The sequence below is a fragment of the Paracoccus sp. R86501 genome (genome assembly GCF_042466435.1).
Taxonomy (GTDB): Bacteria; Pseudomonadota; Alphaproteobacteria; order Rhodobacterales; family Rhodobacteraceae; genus Paracoccus.
In genome coordinates this window covers 2,758,216-2,778,034 of the sequence record NZ_JAXHPZ010000001.1, presented here as the reverse complement: position 1 = coordinate 2,778,034, position 19,819 = coordinate 2,758,216, and the positions used below count along the sequence as shown (strand labels likewise).

General features: G+C 64.7%; 15 protein-coding genes and 1 pseudogene. 10 read left to right on the top strand and 6 right to left on the bottom strand.

The genetic code is table 11. From position 1 onward, the window contains the following. Both SJY40_RS13570 and SJY40_RS13565 read left to right on the top strand, forming a co-directional pair. Positions 1 to 1,233, top strand: a complete 1,233-nt coding sequence (locus SJY40_RS13570) for a putative DNA modification/repair radical SAM protein (RefSeq protein WP_378947468.1) — start codon at positions 1 to 3, stop codon at positions 1,231 to 1,233. Then, positions 1,233 to 2,657 carry a UdgX family uracil-DNA binding protein gene (locus SJY40_RS13565; protein WP_378947465.1) on the top strand — a complete coding sequence of 475 codons (1,425 nt, stop codon included), beginning with the start codon at positions 1,233 to 1,235 and terminating at the stop codon, positions 2,655 to 2,657. Before SJY40_RS13570 ends, SJY40_RS13565 begins: the two co-directional genes overlap by 1 nt. A gap of 4 nt (positions 2,658 to 2,661) precedes the next feature. Here the strand turns inward: SJY40_RS13565 and SJY40_RS13560 are convergent, their stop codons facing one another. Genes SJY40_RS13560 through SJY40_RS13550 form a run of 3 tightly spaced genes read right to left on the bottom strand, consistent with a single transcriptional unit; the run spans position 2,662 to position 5,743 of the window. Next, positions 2,662 to 3,579, bottom strand: a complete 918-nt coding sequence (locus tag SJY40_RS13560; RefSeq protein ID WP_378947462.1) for a glutaminase — start codon at positions 3,577 to 3,579, stop codon at positions 2,662 to 2,664. 60 nt (positions 3,580 to 3,639) lie between these two features. Beyond that, the gene (locus SJY40_RS13555; RefSeq protein ID WP_378947459.1) at positions 3,640 to 4,863 is read right to left on the bottom strand and encodes a UbiH/UbiF/VisC/COQ6 family ubiquinone biosynthesis hydroxylase; all 1,224 of its coding nucleotides are present in this window, start codon (positions 4,861 to 4,863) and stop codon (positions 3,640 to 3,642) included. Then, positions 4,847 to 5,743 carry an SDR family oxidoreductase gene (locus SJY40_RS13550; protein ID WP_378948455.1) on the bottom strand — a complete coding sequence of 299 codons (897 nt, stop codon included), beginning with the start codon at positions 5,741 to 5,743 and terminating at the stop codon, positions 4,847 to 4,849. The genes SJY40_RS13555 and SJY40_RS13550 overlap by 17 nt, the downstream gene beginning before the upstream one ends. 97 nt (positions 5,744 to 5,840) lie before the next feature. On the opposite strand from SJY40_RS13550, the gene SJY40_RS13545 reads away from it, so the two are divergent. From SJY40_RS13545 to SJY40_RS13535, 3 genes are all read left to right on the top strand, one after another. Further along, complete coding sequence (locus SJY40_RS13545; RefSeq protein WP_378947456.1) at positions 5,841 to 7,325, top strand: AMP nucleosidase; 1,485 nt, start codon at positions 5,841 to 5,843, stop codon at positions 7,323 to 7,325. A gap of 148 nt (positions 7,326 to 7,473) precedes the next feature. After that, entirely contained in the window at positions 7,474 to 7,773 is a 300-nt protein-coding gene (locus SJY40_RS13540; RefSeq protein ID WP_072296707.1) for an HU family DNA-binding protein, read from the top strand. Between the two features lie 116 nt (positions 7,774 to 7,889). After that, positions 7,890 to 8,780, top strand: a complete 891-nt coding sequence (locus SJY40_RS13535; RefSeq protein ID WP_378947452.1) for a DMT family transporter — start codon at positions 7,890 to 7,892, stop codon at positions 8,778 to 8,780. Here SJY40_RS13535 and SJY40_RS13530 read toward each other — a convergent pair. After that, positions 8,777 to 10,165 (bottom strand): aminotransferase class V-fold PLP-dependent enzyme, encoded by a 1,389-nt coding sequence (locus SJY40_RS13530; protein WP_378947449.1) that lies wholly within the window; start codon positions 10,163 to 10,165, stop codon positions 8,777 to 8,779. The two genes, SJY40_RS13535 and SJY40_RS13530, sit on opposite strands and share 4 nt — an antisense overlap. Positions 10,166 to 10,256: 91 nt before the next feature. Between SJY40_RS13530 and SJY40_RS13525 the strand changes: the two genes are divergently transcribed. Genes SJY40_RS13525 through pdeM form a run of 5 tightly spaced genes read left to right on the top strand, consistent with a single transcriptional unit; the run spans position 10,257 to position 16,333 of the window. Then, a complete protein-coding gene (locus tag SJY40_RS13525; RefSeq protein WP_378947446.1) occupies positions 10,257 to 10,733 on the top strand; it encodes an Lrp/AsnC family transcriptional regulator in 477 nt (158 codons plus the stop codon). Positions 10,734 to 10,762: 29 nt separating this feature from the next. Continuing rightward, positions 10,763 to 11,755 carry a ligase-associated DNA damage response exonuclease gene (locus SJY40_RS13520; RefSeq protein WP_378947443.1) on the top strand — a complete coding sequence of 331 codons (993 nt, stop codon included), beginning with the start codon at positions 10,763 to 10,765 and terminating at the stop codon, positions 11,753 to 11,755. Further along, the gene (locus SJY40_RS13515) at positions 11,752 to 13,302 is read left to right on the top strand and encodes a cisplatin damage response ATP-dependent DNA ligase (RefSeq protein ID WP_378947441.1); all 1,551 of its coding nucleotides are present in this window, start codon (positions 11,752 to 11,754) and stop codon (positions 13,300 to 13,302) included. Before SJY40_RS13520 ends, SJY40_RS13515 begins: the two co-directional genes overlap by 4 nt. A 2-nt stretch (positions 13,303 to 13,304) precedes the next feature. After that, a complete protein-coding gene (locus tag SJY40_RS13510; RefSeq protein ID WP_378947438.1) occupies positions 13,305 to 15,674 on the top strand; it encodes a ligase-associated DNA damage response DEXH box helicase in 2,370 nt (789 codons plus the stop codon). Beyond that, complete coding sequence (gene pdeM / locus SJY40_RS13505; protein WP_378947435.1) at positions 15,671 to 16,333, top strand: ligase-associated DNA damage response endonuclease PdeM; 663 nt, start codon at positions 15,671 to 15,673, stop codon at positions 16,331 to 16,333. Before SJY40_RS13510 ends, pdeM begins: the two co-directional genes overlap by 4 nt. A gap of 53 nt (positions 16,334 to 16,386) precedes the next feature. On the opposite strand, the gene SJY40_RS13500 is transcribed toward pdeM, so the two are convergent. Both SJY40_RS13500 and gyrB read right to left on the bottom strand, forming a co-directional pair. Next, positions 16,387 to 17,130: an outer membrane protein gene (locus SJY40_RS13500; protein ID WP_378947432.1), complete on the bottom strand. Its 744-nt coding sequence runs from the start codon at positions 17,128 to 17,130 to the stop codon at positions 16,387 to 16,389. Between the two features lie 175 nt (positions 17,131 to 17,305). After that, positions 17,306 to 19,745: pseudogene (gene gyrB / locus SJY40_RS13495) on the bottom strand (DNA topoisomerase (ATP-hydrolyzing) subunit B). Positions 19,746 to 19,819 lie beyond the last annotated feature (74 nt).

The following is a 19,819-nucleotide window of genomic DNA, read 5'->3' as shown; positions in this document are numbered from 1 at the left end:
ATGGCACAAAGAACCCTTGATCAGAAACTGGCGATCCTGTCGGACGCGGCGAAATACGATGCATCCTGCGCGTCCAGCGGGACTACGCGGCGCGATTCGCGATCGGGCGGCATCGGATCGGCGGGGGGTACGGGGATCTGTCACGCCTATACGCCGGACGGCCGCTGCATCAGTCTGCTGAAGATCCTGATGACGAACTTCTGCATCTATGACTGCGCCTATTGCATCAATCGCGTCAGCAGCAATGTCGAACGCGCACGGTTTTCCCCCGAAGAGGTGGTGAACCTGACGCTGGAATTCTATCGCCGCAACATGATCGAAGGGTTGTTCCTGTCATCAGGCATCATCCGCAGCCCCGATCAGACGATGGGCGACATGGTCCGCATCGCCAAGATGCTGCGGGTCGATCACGGTTTCAAAGGTTACATCCACCTTAAGACCATTCCCGATGCCGGTGCCGAACTGGTGGCCGAGGCCGGGCTTTACGCCGACCGCCTGTCGGTGAATATCGAACTGCCCCAAGATGCCAGCCTGCGCCAACTGGCCCCCGAAAAGCGTCCCGAAACCATCCGCGCCGCCATGGCCGATGTCCGTCTGGGCCGAGAGGCTGCCAAGGAAAAGACCTTCACCGGCAAGCGCCCGCCGCGTTTCGCACCTGCGGGGCAATCGACGCAGATGATCGTGGGGGCGGATGCGGCGACGGATCGGGATATCCTGAAGACATCCTCGAACCTCTATTCGGGGTATCATCTGAAGCGGGTCTATTATTCTGCCTTCAGCCCTATTCCCGATGCATCGGCCGCGCTGCCGCTGATCAAGCCGCCCCTGATGCGTGAACATCGTCTGTATCAGGCCGATTGGCTGATGCGTTTCTATGGCTTCGATGCTGACGAAATCGGTGCCGCCCACCCGTCGGGGAATCTTGATCTGGCCGTGGACCCCAAGCTGGCATGGGCCTTGGCGAACCGGGGGCATTTCCCCGTCGATGTGCGGAATGCTTCACGTGAAATGCTGCTGCGCGTGCCGGGTTTTGGTACCAAGACTGTGGGCCGCATCCTAGCCGCGCGGCGCAGCGGGGCGGTGCGCTATGCCGATCTGCTGCGGATGGGGGCGATCATGTCCAAGGCGCAGGCCTTCGTGACGCTGCCCGACTGGCATCCCGGCGCGCTGACCGACAGCGACAGCCTGCGCGCCCGCTTCGCCCCCGCGCCCGAACAGCTGTCGCTGTTCTGATGATCCGGGTCGAGCTGCCACGTTTCGACCGGTTCGAGGCATGGCGCGATGCCGCCCGCCATATGGTCGGCGCGGGCATCGCCCCCGACCGCATCACATGGGCCGATCCCGATGCACCCGCCGATCTGTTCGGCAGCGACCCGATGCCGCCCGCAGGCGATGCCAAGGTCACTGCGACCAAGGACTTCCTGACGTTGGCTCGCACCGTTGCCAGCCATTCGGACCCGGAACGCTGGTCTCTGATCTATGCGGCGCTGTGGCGGGCGCAGACCGACCGCGCTTTTCTGGGCAACCCCGCCGACCCGCTGATCGACCGGTTGAACCGGCTGGCCAAATCGGTGCGCCGCGACATCCACAAGATGCACGCCTTCGTGCGGTTTCACGAACTGCCCTCGGACGGCCCGCGCCGCAGCTTCGGTGCCTGGTTCGAACCTGAACACCTGATCCTGCAGGCCGCCACTCCGTTCTTCGCCAAGCGTTTCGCCGACATGGACTGGCTGATCGCCACGCCCGAAGGCATCGCGCGCTTTACCGGCGACACAATTGCCTATGACCCGCCCGCGCCCCGGCCCGACCTGCCCGAGGACGCCAATCACGGACTGTGGCAGACCTATTTCGCCAATATCTTCAATCCGGCCCGCATTAAGACCAATGCCATGCGGTCCGAGATGCCGGTGAAATACTGGAAGAACCTGCCCGAAACGCATCTGATCCCGCAGATGCTCGCCGATGCGCCGCGCCGCGTGCAGGCCATGCGCGACGCAGGTGCCAGCGACGCCCCAGCCTTTGCCGCCAAGGTCACCGCCCGCATCCGTCAACCGCTGGAAGATACGCCGCCCGAGACCTTGGCACAGGCGCAGGATCAGGCCGCCCGCTGCACACGGTGTGATCTGTGCCATGCCGCCACCCAGACCGTCTGGGGGCAGGGCGATCCCGATGCTCGTCTGATGCTGGTGGGCGAGGCGCCGGGCGACCACGAGGATCTCTCGGGCCGCCCCTTCGTCGGTCCCGCGGGACAGCTTCTGCGCCAGACCATGGCGCAGGCGGATATTGATCCCGACAAGGCTTGGCTGACCAATGCGGTCAAGCATTTCCGGTTCACTCCACGCGGCAAGCGCCGGATGCACCAGACCCCCGACCGCCCCCATATCGAACAATGCCGTTGGTGGCTGGGGATCGAACGCGGCTTCGTCGCCCCGGAACTGACCGTGGCCTTGGGTGCGACGGCGGCCTTTGCGCTGACGGGCGACCGGACGCCGCTGACGCCCCGGCGGGGCAAGGTGCAGGCGGGGCTGGATGGCGGGCCGGTGCTGGTCACATGGCATCCCAGCCTGATCCTGCGCCTGCCCGACGACCGCGCCGCCGCCGCGCGGGCCGAATTGCTGGCCGATCTGCGGCAGGCGGGGCGGATGCTGGCGGAGTGACGCCCTAGCCGAAGACCGACCAACCCGTGAACTCGGCCAGCTTCTCGGCGGCAAGTGTGCCTGCGCGCGAATTGCCCCAGCCATCCAGCCCCGGCGACCAGATCGCGATGGACGCGCGGCCCGGCGCGATGACCAGCAACCCGCCGCCAACGCCCGATTTCGCGGGCAGACCGACACGGAAGGCGAAATTGCCCGATCCGTCGTATTGCCCGCAGGTCATCATCAGCGCGTTGATGCGCCGCTGCTTGACGCGCGACAGCAACCCCGGCGCGCAATCCAGACCCGCGATGACGCGGCCCGCGCGGGCCAGCTGGATGCAGGACATCTCGATCGCGCATTGGTGGTAATAGGTGCCGGTGACATGGGCCGGCGGGTTCTTCAGATTGCCGAAGCTGCGCAGGTAATGGGCAAGCGCTGCGTTCCTGTGCCCCGTGGCGGCCTCGGATCTGGCGACGGCCTTGTCGATGTGGATGTCGTTATCCTCGGCGGCGGTGCGCAGGAAGCCGATCACCTCGGACAAGGCCTGCTTGGGGCTGCGACCGGTCAGCAATTCATCGGTCACCACCAGCGCACCGGCGTTGATGAAGGGGTTCCGGGGGCGGCCCTTTTCCTGCTCCAGCAGCAGGATCGAATCAAAGCGGTCGCCCGAAGGCTCGCGCCCGACCCGCAGCCACAGTTGTTCCCCGATGCGCCCCAGCACGCAGGCCAGCGCAAAAACCTTGCTGACCGACTGGATGGAAAACGGCTGTTGCGCCTGTCCGGCAGTCAGCACCTGCCCGTCGGCGGTGGCGACGGCGATGCCGAATTGCGCGGGGTCGATGCGGCCAAGCTCGGGGATGTAATCGGCGACCTTGCCCCAATCGCCGCCCTTGCGGATGTCGCCATCAAGCTTTTGCAGAAAATCATGCAATTCGCCGGTCATGCTGCCCCCTTTGCCCCTATGGGGGGCAGGCTATCGCGCGAAACGGGCCTTGGGGAAAGCCTAAAGCGGGCGTCCGGTCAGCAGGCGCGGCATCGGATCGACCGACAGCCCCGCCGCCTGCCGCATGAAGCCCCGACGCAGGGCGGGCATCGCCGTGACCATCCCCATGCCAAGCCCCCTGACGGCGGAAACCACGGGATTGTCGGTCGCGAACAGCCGATTCACGCTGTCCATGCCAAGCGCCAGCGCCGTCGCATCGAAGCGCCGCCAGGATTGATACCGCTGCAGGACCAGTTCGCTGCCGATATCCTCGCCCCGGCGGGTGGCCTCGACCAGCACCTGCGCAAGGGCGGCCACATCGCGCAGGCCGAGGTTCAGCCCCTGACCGGCGATGGGATGCACCCCATGCGCCGCATCCCCCACCAGCGCCACCCGCGCCACCGCATAGCGGTCGGCCAGCGACAGGCTGAGCGGATAGGAGAACCTTGCCCCCGCCAAGCTGATGTCGCCAAGGAAATCACCGAAACGCGGGCGCAGGACGGACAGAAAATCGGCATCCTCCAGCTGAAGGATCGCTTGCGCATTGGCCTGCGTTTCCGACCAAACGACGCTGCTGCGGTTGCCGGGCAGGGGCAGGATCGCCAAGGGGCCGGTGGCCATGAAATACTGCTGCGCGACGCCGTCATGCGGCAGGTCGTGGTCAAGCGCCGCGACCAGCGCCGTCTGGCCATAGTCCCAGCCCCGGCGCGTGATGCCCGCCCGTTTCGCCACGCCCGATCCGCGCCCGTCCGCGCCCACCAGCATGCGTGCCTGCATCTGGCGGCCGTCCGACAAGGTCACGGTGACGCCCGCCTGATCGACCTGCTGGTCGGTGACGGCAAGGCCGGGCAGATGGGTGACGGTCCCTTGCATCGCATTCAGCAGGGCTTTGTACAGGAAGCGGTCTTCCAGCATGTGGCCGACGGGGCCTTCCTCGGTCTCGGCACTGTCGAAATGCAGGAAGAAGGGCGCCGCCCCTTCGCCAGCACGACCCTGCGATGCCTTGACCTGCCGGATCGGCTGGCTGTTTGGGGCCAGTCCGTCCCACAGCCCCAAGGCCTTCAGCAGCCGTTGCGACGACACCGCCAGCGCATAGGCGCGTCCGTCGAAGGTATCGGTGGCGCGGGCCTCGGCGGGGCGGGGGTCCACAACGGCGACCGACAGGCCGGCCTGCGACAGCGCCAGTGCCAGCGCGGGGCCGTTCAGCCCGCCTCCGGCGATCAGGACATCATGCATCTTGGTCATGTGGCGATCCTTGGTTGGACTGTCGGGGCGTGGTTTCCGTCTGCAGCAGGGCGGCCAGACCGCTGCGATAATCGGGATAAAGCAGCCGCACACCCAACTGCGTCTTGATCCGGTCGTTCCGCACGCGCTTGCTGTCGGCATAGAAGGACCGTGCCATAGGCGACATCTGCGCCTGATCGAAGGGCACGGCGGGGGGCAGGGGGGCGCCCAGCAGGTGGGCCGCATGTGCGATCACGTCCTGCGGCGGGGCCGGATCGTCGTCGCAGAGGTTGAAGACATCGCCGACGCCCGGCTGCTGGATCGAGGCCATCAGCACCTGCGCGATGTCCTGCACATGGATGCGCGAAAACACCTGACCGGGCTTGATGACGCGCCGCGCGGTGCCATCCAGCACCTTCCTGAAGGGGCCGCGGCCGGGGCCATAGATGCCTGCCAGCCGGAAGATGCGCAGCGGCAGGCCGTGGTCGCGGGCAAGCGCCTGCCAGTCGGCCTCGGCGCGGATGCGGGCCTGACCGCGGGGGCCGGATCCGTCCAGCAGGCTGTCTTCGTCCACCCAACCGCCATCACGGTCGCCATAGACGCCGGTGGTGGACAGATAACCCAGCCAGCGCGGCCGCGCGGCGGCGATTTCATCGCGGAAATCCGCCAGCACCGGATCGCCCCGATCACCGGGCGCTGCCGACACAAGGATCGCATCCGCCCGTGCGATGGCATCCGTCAGCGGCGCACGCGGTCCGGGCCACAGCAACGGCTGCGCCCCCGCACCCGCCACGCGTGCGGTATCGCCGCGCGTGGTGCCCGTGACATTCCAGCCCTTCGCCCGCAGCAGGGGCGTCAGATAGCTGGCCGAATAGCCGTGACCGAAAACAAGCATTTCCATGACGCTATCGTAACCCTGCCAATCAGGCAGCGCCAGACGCTTGCCTGTCGCAGGCGGTGCTGGCAGGCTTTGTGCAATCACAAGGACGTAAAGCACCATGACAACGGATTCCCGCTTCCTGCCGGTCGAAAGCCCCGAAACGCCTGCCCGCCGCGAATTCACCGACGCAGCCGAGGCCATCGCCTATCTGCGCACGCTCTATGATCAGGCGACCGGTTTCCTGCTGGCCAATTTCACCCGCATTCTGGAAGGCGACCAGCCGACGGCGCGCTATCGTGCATTTTATCCCGAAATCCGCCTGACGGTGCCGACCCATACCAAGACCGATTCCCGCCTGTCCTTCGGCCATGTCGTCCAGCCGGGCAGCTATGCCGCGACGATCACCCGCCCGGACCTGTTCCAGAACTACCTGATCGAGCAGGTGGGCCTGCTGATCCGCAATCACGGCGTTCCGGTGCGCATCGGACTGTCTGATACGCCGATGCCGGTACATTTCGCCGTCGCCTCGAACAGCGATCTTGCGGTGCCGCAGGAAGGCGTGCTGGCGTTTTCGCTGCGTGATGTCTTCGACGTCCCCGATCTGAACAGCATGAACGACGACATCGTCAACGGCATGGCGGTCCCGCAGCCCGACGGCACGCAATATCTGGCGCCCTTCACCGCGCAGCGCATCGATTATTCGCTGGCGCGCCTGTCGCATTACACCGCAACGGCGGCCGAACATTTCCAGAATTTCGTGCTGTTCACCAACTATCAGTTCTATGTCGATGAATTCGAGGCCTATGCCCGCCGCGTGCTGGCCGATCCGGATGCGGGCTATACCGGTTTCGTCGCGCCCGGGAATCAGGAAATCACCACGGCGGACGGCCAGATCGCGCCGTTGTCCAAGATGCCGCAGATGCCGACCTATCATCTGAAACGCGCGGACGGGCAGGGGATCACGCTGGTCAACATCGGCGTCGGACCGTCCAACGCCAAGACCGCCACCGACCATATCGCGGTGCTGCGCCCCCATGCGTGGCTGATGGTCGGCCATTGCGCGGGCCTGCGCAACAGCCAGTCGCTGGGCGATTTCGTGCTGGCCCATGCCTATCTGCGCGAAGATCACGTGCTGGACGACGATCTGCCGGTCTGGGTGCCGATCCCCGCCCTGGCCGAGGTTCAGGTCGCCCTGCAGGAAGCCGTGGCCGAGGTGACCCAACTGGAAGGGTACGAACTGAAGCGCATCATGCGCACCGGCACCGTGGCCACCATCGACAACCGCAACTGGGAATTGCGCGACCATTCCGGCCCCGTGCACCGGCTGTCGCTGTCGCGCGCGGTTGCGCTGGACATGGAAAGCGCCACGATCGCGGCCAATGGTTTCCGCTTCCGGGTGCCCTATGGCACGCTTTTGTGCGTCAGCGACAAACCTTTGCACGGAGAACTGAAATTGCCCGGCATGGCGACCGATTTCTATCGCACCCAGGTTGCCAACCATCTGCTGATCGGCATCCGCGCCATGGAGAAACTGAGGCAGATGCCGCTGGAAAAGATCCATTCGCGCAAACTGCGTTCCTTCAGCGAGACGGCATTCCTGTAACCCGCCTGCGAAACGCTGCCGGACGCGGGTTTCCGCGTGGAAGGCGAAAAAGGCTTGAACTGCTCGTCAAAACCGTGTGTAGCAGGCGATATGCCGCAAAAGGCGCAATATTTGGGCCCCGTCGGAACAGGGCAAGAGGAGACAGACCATGACTACGGCTGCTGCAAAACCGATGACCAAAACCCAGCTGGTGGCGACGCTCGCCGAAGAAATGGGTTCGGACAAGAAGTCGGCTTCGGCCGCACTGGATGCGATCGTTGCGATCGTGACGCGCGAAGTCGCCGGCGGTGGCGCTGTGACCTTGCCGGGCATCGGCAAGATCGCCTGCCGTGCCCGCCCCGAGCGTCAGGTGCGTAACCCGCAGACGCAGGAAATGATGACCAAGCCTGCCGACAAGCAGGTCAAGGTGACCATCGCCAAGGCACTGAAGGACAGCGTCAACAGCTGATCCCGACTGCATGCCAGTCGAAAGGGGTCGCACCTGCGGGTGCGGCCCCTTTTCTTTGGTCAAGGCCGATACGGTCTGCTAGCCGTTTTGCATGACATGAAGAAAACGGGGCGGGCATGGATTTCAAGGCGTTGGTGATGGGCCTGGGGTTTGCGGTGATGTGGGCATCGGCCTTCACCACCACCCGGATGATCGTGACCGAGGCACCGCCCCTGACCGCACTGGCCCTGCGCTTTGCCCTGTCGGGGGTTCTGGGCGTGCTGATCGCGCTGGCGATGGGGCAGTCCTGGCGTGGCCTGACACGGCCCCAATGGCGTGCGGTCGTCATCCTCGGGTTGTGCCAGAATGCGCTGTATCTGGGTCTGAACTGGATCGCGATGCAGTCGATCGAAGCCAGCCTTGCGTCCATCATCGCCGCCACCATGCCGCTGATGGTCGCCTTCCTTGGCTGGAGCCTGCTTGGCGAACGCCTGCGCCGCCTTGGCGTGGGGGGGCTGGCGCTTGGGGTGGTTGGGGTGGCCATCATCATGGGCGCGCGGCTGCAGGGCGGCAGCGATCCGACCGGCATCGCCCTGTGCTTTGTCGCGGCACTGGCGCTGGCGGTGGCCACGCTGACCGTGCGCGGGGCCAGTTCCGGCGGCAATGTCATGATGATTGTCGGCCTGCAGATGCTGGTCGGCGCGGTGACGCTTGGCATCATCGCGCCGTTCTTCGAAAGCTGGGACATCACCCTGACGCCGCGGCTAGTGGCGGCCTTCCTCTATACGGTGGTGGTGCCGGGCATCGGGGCGACCTTCGTCTGGTTCCTGCTGGTCAGCCGCATCGGCGCGGTGCGCGCGGCGACCTTCCATTTCCTGACGCCGTTCTTCGGCGTGTCGCTGGCGGCGCTGTTGCTGGGGGAAAATCTGGGCGCGGGCGATGTCATCGGCGTGGCGATCATCATGGTCGGCATTCTGGCCGTCCAACTGTCCAAAGCCCCGCCGGTCAAACGCCCGCCCCCCAGCTAGGCCGCGCGGGGGGTAAAGATCGCCGTCGCCGGGTCGCCCTGATAATGCGCCAGATGCGCGGGAGCCTCGGCGCCAAGTCGCATCATCGCGTCCAGAATCGCGTCGATTTCGGCTTCGGGGGTGGCCCAGCACAGGTTCAGGCGGATGAAGCCCGGCTTGTCGATTTCACGGCCCGACAGGATCGCAGTCCGCATGGCCCGTGATTCCGTCGCCCCGATCCCCAGCAGATGGTGCACATAGGGTCCGGCACAGGCACAACCGCCGCGCGCCTGCACGCCATACAGATCAGACAGCATGCGCGTCGCAAGTTGCTGGTGGACCAACCCGCCCGCACCATCGCCCACCCGGAACGCCAGAATCGGCAGGCGCGCGATGTCGTCGCGTCCCAGCATCTGCAGCCCCGTCGCGCCGTGCAGCGCAGCGGTTTTGTCCAGCCAGCGCCGGTGCCGCGCATCGATCCAATCCTGCCCGACATGGTCCTTCAGCGCGAACACCAATCCGGCGCGGATGTCGCCGACCACGTTCGGGGTGCCGGCTTCCTCGCGCGCCTCGACCTGGGTGGCATAGTCGTGACCCGAATCACTGACGAATTTCACCGTCCCGCCCCCCGGCAGGCTGGGCCGATCCGACATCACGGCATCGCGTCGCAGGATCATCACCCCCGAGGCCCCCGGCCCGCCCAGAAACTTATGCGGCGACGTCACCACCGCATCCATTCCCAGCCTCATATCGATCGGCAGATAGGGCGCACCCCCGGCATAGTCCCAGACCATCGCCGCCCCTGCGGCTTTGACCGCCGCCGTAATTGCGGCCACGTCGCTGACCGCCCCCGTCACGTTGGATGCCGCCGACATCGCCACGATGCGCCGACCCTTGCCCTGCAAGGCGCGGTCCAGCGCGTCCATGTCAGGACCGCCCGTCGTGCCCTCGGGCAACTTGATCACCGTCGCACCGCTTTCCCGCCACGGCAGGATGTTCGAATGATGCTCGTAGGGGCCGATGATGACCGTCACGCCCGGACCCGCCTGCAGCAAATGCACCAGCCGGTTGATCCCCGCCGTGGCCCCCGATCCGGTAAAGATCACCGCGTGGTTTGCCCCACCGCCGACGCATCCCAGAATCTGCGCCCGCGCCGCGCGCCGCATGCGAGTCATCACGCCGCCGCAATGGCTGGCCTCGGTGTGGCTATTGGCATACCACGGCAGCACATCCTCCATCACCACCCGCTCGACTTGCCGCAATGCCCGCCCCGAGGCGACGTAATCGGCATAGATCATCCGCCGCGGCCCGAACGGCCCGTCGATCACCGCATCCGCACCGATGATGTCGCGGTGCAGATCCTGCGGGCGCCCCAAAGCTGCGCGAAACTTGTCGAAAATATCCATGCCGTCCCTCATTCATTTGGCGATAAGATGACACGTCGAACTGCAGGTTTTGATTTCTCTGTTGCACAAATACCCATATACTGCGGGTCAAATGAACGAACCTACTCATCAGATCGACGAAATCGACAACCGCATCCTGTCCGCCCTGCAGCAGGACGGCAGCCTGTCGCAACGTGATCTGGCCGACCGGGTCGGCCTGTCGCAGAATGCCTGCTGGCGGCGACTGCAGAAACTGACGGCGGCCGGCATTCTGCAGGGCAACCGTGCGGTCATCGACGCGGCACGTGCGGGGCTGCATCTGACGGTCTTTGTGATGATCCGCACCCGCCACCATGACGACGCATGGGCGGGCCGTTTCCGCGCCCGCGTCGAATCCATCCCCGAGATCACCGAGTTTCATCGCATCGGCGGCGAATGGGACTATATGGCCAAGCTGGTGACCACCTCGATGTCGGGTTACGACCGCTGCTACAAGGCATTGATCCGCGACATGGACCTAGAACGCGTTACCGGCGTTTTCTCGATGGAGACGATCTTCACGGCCCGCCCGCTTCGGCTGCCGCGTTGATTTTCGAGAAACATTTGCCATCGTGGTCCATGCGCGCCGATCAGATATTGCACCCGACCGAGGCCGGTCTTTATTGCCCGCCCGGTGATTTCTACATCGACCCCATCCGCCCGGTCCCCCGCGCGCTGATTACCCACGGCCACGGCGACCACGCCCGCGCGGGGCATGGCGCCGTCATGGCCACCCGCCAGACATTGGAGATCATGGCCATCCGCTATGGCGCGGATTTCACCGAGAGCCGTCAGATCGCTGATGGCCAAATTCGGGTCGGCGATACCACCGTCAGCTTCCATCCGGCAGGGCATATCTTGGGATCGGCCCAGATCGCGGTTCAACCTGACAAGGGACCAAAGATCGTAGTATCCGGCGATTATTGCCGCCGCCCGAACCCCGTTTGTGCGCCTTACGAACCCGTCCCCTGCGATATCTTCGTGACCGAAGCGACCTTTGGTCTGCCCGTCTTCCGCCACCCCGATCCGCTGCAGGAAATGGCCCGTCTGCGCGCCAGCATGGCCGAATTCCCCGAACGACAACACCTGATTGGGGCTTATGCGCTTGGCAAGGCACAGCGGGTGATCTCGCTTGCCCGTCAGGCGGGGATTGACGGGCCTATCGCCATTCACGGCGCGTTGCAGCGGTTGTGTGATTACCACGTCGAACAGGGTATCGACCTTGGCGAATTGATCCCGGCCACCGCCGCCGATGTGCCGGCCCAACTGGTCATCGCGCCCCCGTCGGCCTTTGCCAGCGCATGGGTGCAGCGCTTCCGCGACCCCGTGATCGGCTTCGCCTCGGGCTGGATGCAGGTTCGCGCCCGTGCCCGCCAGCGCGGGGTCGAACTGCCTTTGGTCATCAGCGACCATGTCGATTGGACTCAGGTGACCCAGACCATCCGCGAGCTGGCCCCCTCCGAGGTCTGGATCACCCATGGCAACGAAGACGGGTTGATGCGCTGGTGCGAATTGCACCAGATCGCCGCCCGCCCCCTGCGGCTGGTGGGATACGAGGATGAACCGGAATGAAATCCTTCGCCAACCTTCTGGAGCGCCTTGCCTTCACCGCCGCCCGCAATGCTAAGCTGCGCATCCTGCGGCACTATCTGGAACAGACCCCCGACCCCGATCGTGGCTTTGCCTTGGCCGCGCTGACAGGCGATCTGAAGCTGCGCGCCGTCACGCCCAAGCTGCTTCGCGGGCTGATGGCCGAGCGGGTCGACGAACAGCTGTTCGCGCTGTCCTATGATTTCGTCGGCGATCTGGCCGAAACCATAGCGCTGTTGTGGGATGGCGTCGGCGACGATGACGTCCCCCTGCGCGATGCGGTCGCCTTGCTGTCAGACACGGGCCGCGCGGCGCTGCCCGCTGCGATCAACGCCATGCTGGACCGGCTTGGTCCATCGGAACGCTTGGCCTTCCTGAAGCTGGCCACCGGCAACATGCGCGTGGGGCTGTCGGCCCGCATGGCGCGGCTAGCGCTGGCCGAAATGGGCGACCCACAGGTCAAGGACCTTGAGGAAATCTGGCATGGTCTGACGCCCCCCTATCAGCCGCTGTTCGACTGGATCGCGGGCGGCACGCGGCCCGAACATGCGGCCAAGGCGCCCTTCCGGCCTGTGATGCTGTCCACCCCCGTCGATATGGATCAGCTGCAGGCTCTGGACCCCGCCGACCATATCGCCGAATGGAAATGGGACGGCATCCGCGTTCAGGCGGTCAATGACGACGGTGTGCGCCGCCTGTATTCCCGCACGGGCGAGGATATCAGCGGATCCTTCCCCGACGTGATCGAGGCGCTGAATTTCGATGGTGCCATCGATGGCGAACTGCTGGTCCGGCGCGGCGCCGATGTGGCCCCCTTCGGCGACCTGCAAAAGCGCCTTGGCCGCAAGGTTGTCGGCAAGGCGATGCTGGACAGCCACCCCGCGGGTCTGCGCGTCTATGACCTGATGATCTGGGATGGCCGCGACCTGCGTGACCTGCCGCATCAGGACCGCCGCGCGATCCTGCAACAGGCCGATTTCGGCAGCGACCGGATCGATGTGTCGCCCTTGCTGGATTTCACGACATGGGACGATCTGGCCGCTTTGCGTGCCGATCCGCCCAGCATCGTGATTGAGGGCGTGATGATTAAACGCCGCGACAGCGCCTATGTCGGCGGTCGCCCGCGGGGGCCTTGGTTCAAGTGGAAGCGCGACCCGATGGTGATCGATGCGGTGATGCTTTACGCGCAGCGCGGGCATGGCAAGCGGTCGGGTTTCTACAGCGATTTCACCTTTGGGTTATGGGATGGCGACACGCTGGTCCCCGTCGGCAAAGCCTATTTCGGCTTCACCGATGAGGAACTGCGCGAACTGGACCGCTTTGTCCGCAACAACACCACCGAACGCTTTGGCCCCGTCCGCTCTGTCGCCCCCAAACTGGTGTTGGAAGTTGCATTCGAGGGGCTGAACGCCTCGGCCCGGCACAAATCCGGCGTCGCCATGCGCTTTCCCCGCATCAGTCGCATAAGGTGGGACAAGCCCGCCCCCGAGGCCGACCGGCTGGAGACCCTAAAAGCCATGATTCCGTGACTATGCCCCCGCGTTTTCAGGACTGGTTCACCCGTCAGGGATGGCAGCCGCATCCGCATCAGATCGATCTGTTGCAGGCCAAGGGCGACACGCTGCTGATCGCGCCCACAGGCGGAGGCAAGACGCTGGCAGGTTTTCTGCCGACGCTGGTCGATCTGGCCGAACCGCATCAGGGGATGCATACGCTCTATGTGTCGCCCCTGAAGGCACTGACCGCCGATATTGCCCGCAACCTGTCGCGCCCCGTGGCGGATCTGGGCCTGAATATCCGCATCGAGGATCGCACCGGCGACACCCGTGCCAGCCAGCGCGCGCGCCAAAAGGTCGACCCGCCTGATGTGCTGCTGACCACGCCGGAATCTCTGGCGCTGATGCTGTCCTATGAACTGGCGCCGCGTATTTTTGGCGGTTTGCGCCGCGTGGTGCTGGATGAATTGCACGCGCTGGCAGAAAACAAGCGCGGCGATCAGCTGATGCTGTGCCTTGCGCGGCTGAAGGCGCTGGCCCCCGATGTCACCGTCACGGGCCTGTCCGCCACGGTCGAGGACCCGCAGCGGCTGGCTGATTTCATGGGCGGCGCGCAGATCATCAACGCCGATCCCGGTCCCGATCCCGACATCGCCATGCTGCCGACGACGCGGCCTGCGCCTTGGGCGGGGGGCGGTGGGCATTACGCCGTGCGCGATGTGCTGGCGCAGGTGGCGCAGGCCACCACCACCATCATCTTCATCAACACCCGCGCCCAGGCCGAACTGTTCTTCCAAGCCATTTGGGCCGCCAATGACGACAACCTGCCCATCGGCCTGCACCACGGCAGCCTGTCGCGCGAGGCTCGCCAAAAGGTCGAAGCCGCCATGGCCGCAGGCGAATTGCGTGCCGTGGTGGCGACCGGCAGCCTTGATCTGGGCATCGATTGGGGGGCGGTCGATCTGGTCATTCAGGTCGGTGCGCCCAAGAACGTCAAACGTCTGGTTCAGCGGATCGGGCGGGCGAACCACCGCTATAACGCGCCAAGCCGGGCGCGGATCGTGCCCGCCAACCGCTTCGAGGTGATCGAATGCACCGCCGCCCTGCAGGCCGTGCGCGAACGCGACCTAGACGGCGATCCCCGCGGGCCAGGCCCCTTGGACGTGCTGTGCCAGCATATCCTGCTGACCGCCTGCGCCGGTCCCTTTGACCCCGACGACCTGTTCCGCGAGGTGCGCGAGGCCGGCCCCTATCGCCACCTGACGCAGGAAGATTTCGACGCCTGTCTGGATTTCGCCGAGACCGGCGGATACGCCCTGCGCGCCTATGACCGCTGGCAGCGGCTGATGCTGCGCGACGGGCTGTGGCGGCTGCGCGACCCGCGCGCGACCCGCGATCTGCGTATGAATATCGGCACCATCGTCGAGGCCGAGATGCTGAAGGTCCGTTTCCGCGGCCGCGGTGGCGCCCCCTTGGGCGAGGTCGAGGAAAGCTTCGCCGCCACGCTGGAAACCGGCGACACCTTCCTGATCGGCGGGCAGACGGTGCGTTACGACGGGCTGCGCGACATGGTGGTCGAGGTGACGAAACAGCCGACCCGCGAACCCAAGATCGCGGTGTTTTCGGGGCTGAAGATGGCGACCTCGACCCAGCTGTCGCATCGGGTGCAGGCGCTGATCGGCGACCGCTCGCATCATGATACGCTGCCTGCCGATACCGCCGAATGGCTGGCCTTGCAGGCCGATGTCAGCACCCTGCCGCGTCCCGGCGTGCTGGTCAGCGAAAGCTTTCCGCATCAGGGGCGCTGGCATCTGGCGATCTATGGCTTTGCGGGGCGCAATGCGCTGCAGACGCTTGGCCTGCTGATGACCCGCGTGATGGAGGAGGCGGGCCTTGCCCCCTTGGGGTTTCTGGCCACCGATTATGCGCTGCTGATCTGGTCGCTTGATCCGGTGACCGATCCCGTGCCGCTGCTGGACCGTGATGCCTTGCGTGAAGGTCTGGGCGACTGGCTGGGCCGCAACGCGGTGATGAAACGCAGTTTCCGCAATGTCGCCACCATCGCGGGGCTGATCCAGCGCAACCTTCCGGGACAGCGCAAATCGGGGCGGCAGGCGACGTTTTCCAGCGATATCCTTTACGACACCCTGCGCCGCTATGATCCCGACCACCTGATGCTGCGCATCACCGCCGATGAGGCCCGCCGTGGCCTTGTCGATTTCGACCGGATCGAGGAGATGTTGTCCCGAACCGACCGGTTCGATCACCGTATGCTGGAGCGTGTATCACCCTTGGCAGCGCCGCTGATGCTGGAAAAAGGCCGGGTTCCGATTGCAGGGCAGGGGCGTGAACGCTTGGCCGAGGCCGAAGCCGAGGCCCTGATGGGAGAGGCAGGATTGACATGACGGCGTATGATTTCACCTTTGCCGGGCAGGACCTGCAAGCACGCGCCTCGGGGGCGCTGTTCTGGCCGGAACGGCGCTGGCTGATCGTGGCCGATCTGCATCTGGGAAAATCCGAACGCATGGCGCGGCGCGGCGGTGCGCTGCTGCCACCCTATGAAACGCAGGCGACGCTGGATCGTCTGGGGGCCGAGATCGCCTTGACCGAGCCGACCACAGTCATCAGCCTCGGCGACGGCTTTGACGACGATGCGGCGGGAATGGCACTGCCCGACACCATCTGCCACGCATTGCAAGCCATGGCGCAGGGTCGGGACTGGATCTGGATCAGTGGTAACCATGACCCCGGGGCGTTAAATCCTCGGCTGCCGGGGCGGGTGCTGGCAGAACTGTCCGACACGCTGACCTTCCGTCATGAAGCAGGCTGTGGCCCTGATCTATCGGGGCATTTCCATCCATGTCTGCGGTTGGCCGGACAGCGGCTGCGGTGCTTTCTGAAGGGAAGCGACCACCTGATCCTGCCAGCATTCGGATCCTATACTGGCGGGTTGGCCGTCGATGATCCGGTGCTGCGGCGGCTTGTGCCGCAAGGGCTGGCCATTGCCTGCGCCCATCGGGCAATTCCGGTGCCGATCGGGACGGCAACCCGCAAGCGCGCATGAAAAAGGCCGGCACGCTTATGGCGTACCGGCCCCGAATTCGGATCCCGCCGGGATCAGAAGCGATAGTTCATGCCGACGCGGATGTTGCTATGCGCGGTCGTCGGTTTGGTCTCTGCCGTGACGCCGTCATCAACGGTGAAGCTGGCGGTTTCCTTGCTGAGGTCGCGGTACTGATAGGATGCAAAGACCGACATCTTTTCATTGATCTTGCGCTCGACGCCCAGACCTGCGGCCACGCCGGTGGCGGTGAAGCCATCGGAATAGTTCTCGCCGTCGACCGACAGGTTATAGTCGAAATCACCATGGGCGACACCGAAGGTGCCATAGATCAGCGTGCCCGGCATGACCTCGTAACCGGTCTTCATGACCAGCGTGACAAGGTAGTTCATTTCGGATTCGACAGTCCCGGCAAAGCCGAAGGGCATGATGTCGATTTCGTGGTCAACGCTGCCGGCTTCGATGCCCAGTTCGGGGCCATAGACCCATTTGTCGCGCTGCCAGCGATAGCCGGCGTGGATACCTGCCGAAACGCCCTTCAGATCGGCGTCGCCCAGATCGGTGTCGCGGTCAACCTGTTCGCCGTCCTCGAGGATGGCGATGCCGATTTCGTCATCGGCACCAAAGCTGTAGTTCAGCGAGCCACCGACATAGGCACCGGCCCAATCGCTGGCGACCGGCGCGGGGTCGATCATGATCGGCTCTGCTTCGATGACGGGGGCGACGGCGCCACCGGCGAAGGCAGCCCCGGCACCCAGGATCAGGGCAGTGGTCGTGGCGAACATGGACTTGAGATTCATGGTTAACTCCTGAAACTGCGGGACGCCACTTGCGGGCTTCATCAGCGAAAAACTGCCACTGTTTACAACGAAAGCATGCTTTCAAGCAAACCAAACCAGACAGGCACACCCGATATGACACCAATGGTGGTGGTCGAGCGTGCCAATTTGGCCACAAGGAATTGCCGTGGAAAACTCAGGTATCCAGGTTTTCCACGTTCAGCGCGTTCTGCTGGATGAATTCACGGCGCGGTTCGACGACGTCGCCCATCAGCTTGGTGAACAGATCCTCGGCTTCGGCGACATCCTCGATTCGGACCTGCAGCATGGTGCGGGCGGCCGGGTCCAGCGTGGTTTCCCACAGCTGTTCGGGGTTCATTTCGCCCAGACCTTTGTAGCGTTGCAGCGACAGGCCCTTTTCGCCTTCCAGGAAGATGGCCTGCAGCAGGCCAAGCGGGCCATAAATGGGCTGGTCGCGGTCCTTGCGGATCAGATGCGCGGGCTTGGCATATATGTCCTGCAGGGCCTGGGTCATTTCACCGAGACGGCGGCTTTCACCGCTGCGCAGCATCTGGCCGTCCAGCGTGCGGCTTTCCTCGACACCGCGCAGGGTGCGGATCAGGCTGATGCCCGCGTCCTGCGTGGGACGCCCTTGCCAACCGCGTTCGTACTCCTCGGCGATCAGGTCCAGACGGGCGCTGATGTCATCGGCCACACCCTGCGCGTCATCATCGATGCGCCCCGGACGCAAGGCGCCGGCGATGGCGGCCTGTTCGGTGATATGCGGCGGATAATGGGTCGGGTACAGGCGCAGGATGCGCCGTGCCATGCGCGCTTCCTCGACCACGCGGGCCAGATCGTTGCCGGTGATTTCCTCGCCCGAGGCAAGGCGCAGCCCCGCGCCTTCGACGCCCTGCTGGATCAGATAATCCTCCAGCGCGGCCTCGTTCTTCAGATAGACCTCGGACCGGCCACGACCAACTTTGTAAAGCGGCGGCTGCGCGATATAGAGGTGCCCGCCTTCGATCAGTTCGGGCATCTGGCGGAAGAAGAAGGTCAGCAGCAACGTGCGGATATGCGCGCCATCGACATCGGCGTCGGTCATGATGACGATCTTGTGGTAGCGCAGCTTCTTCAGGCTGAATTCATCGCGCCCGATGCCGGTGCCAAGCGCGGTGATCAGCGTGCCGATCTGGTCGCTGCCCAGCATCCGGTCAAAACGCGCGCGTTCGACGTTCAGGATCTTGCCGCGCAGGGGCAATACAGCCTGATTCTCGGCGCGACCGACCCTGCTTGGCCGAACCACCTGCCGAGTCGCCCTCGACGATGAACAGTTCGGACAGCGAGGGGTCTTTTTCCTGACAGTCGGCCAGCTTGCCGGGCAGGGAGGCCACATCCATCGCCGTCTTGCGGCGGGTCAGTTCGCGCGCCTTGCGCGCGGCTTCGCGGGCCAAGGCGGCCTCGATGATCTTGCCGACGATCTGGCGGGCTTCGGTCGGGTTCTCCTCGAACCATTCGGCCAGCTTTTCGCCGACCAGACCTTCGACCGCCGGGCGCACTTCCGACGAGACCAGCTTGTCCTTGGTCTGGCTCGAGAATTTGGGATCGGGCACCTTCACGGACAGCACGCAGGTCAGGCCTTCACGGGCGTCGTCGCCTGTGAAATCGACCTTCTCCTTCTTGGCGATCCCGCTGTCCTGCGCATATTTGCCGATCACACGGGTCAGCGCCCCACGGAAGCCCGCCATATGGGTGCCGCCATCGCGCTGCGGGATGTTGTTGGTGAAGGGCAGCACCGTTTCGTGATAGCTGTCGTTCCACCACATCGCGACCTCGACGCCGATGCCGTTCTTTTCGCCGGTCATGAAGATCGGTTCGGGCATCACGGCGGTTTTCGACCGGTCCAGATATTTCACGAATTCGCGGACGCCGCCGTCGTAATACAGCTCGGTCTTCTGAAGTTCGGCGTGGCGTTCGTCTTCCAGAATGATGCGGACGCCGCTGTTCAGGAAGGCCAGTTCGCGCAGGCGGTTTTCCAGCGTCTTGAAGACATAGTCCAGATTGCTGAACGTGCCTTCGGGGGTGTTGGTCTTGGCCGAAGCCAGGAAGCGGACCTCGGTCCCCTTTTCCCCCGGCTGTGCGTCACCGACTTCGCGCAGCGATTCCACCGTATCGCCATGTTCGAAGCGGACGTAATATTCCTTGCCGTTGCGCCAGATGCGCAGTTCCAGCCATTCCGACAGGGCATTCACGACCGAAACGCCGACGCCGTGCAAACCGCCCGACACCTTATAGCTGTTCTGGTCGAACTTACCGCCCGCATGCAGCTGGGTCATGATGACCTCGGCGGCGCTGACGCCTTCGGACTGGTGCATGTCCACGGGAATGCCGCGCCCGTTGTCGCGCACGCTGACGCTGCTGTCGGCATGGATCTTGACGTTCACGAAGTCGGCGTGACCGGCCAAGGCTTCGTCGATGCCGTTGTCCACGACCTCATAGACCATGTGATGCAGACCGGACCCGTCGTCCGTATCGCCGATATACATGCCGGGGCGTTTGCGCACGGCCTCCAGTCCCTTGAGAACCTTGATGGAATCGGCGCCGTATTCGGCAGGCTGAGAGGCGGTGTCGGTCATGCGTCGGGCTTCCTGTTCGTCATGCCCCGATATAGTCCTTCGGGGCGGCAAAGTCACGGCTTTGGCAGGGTTTT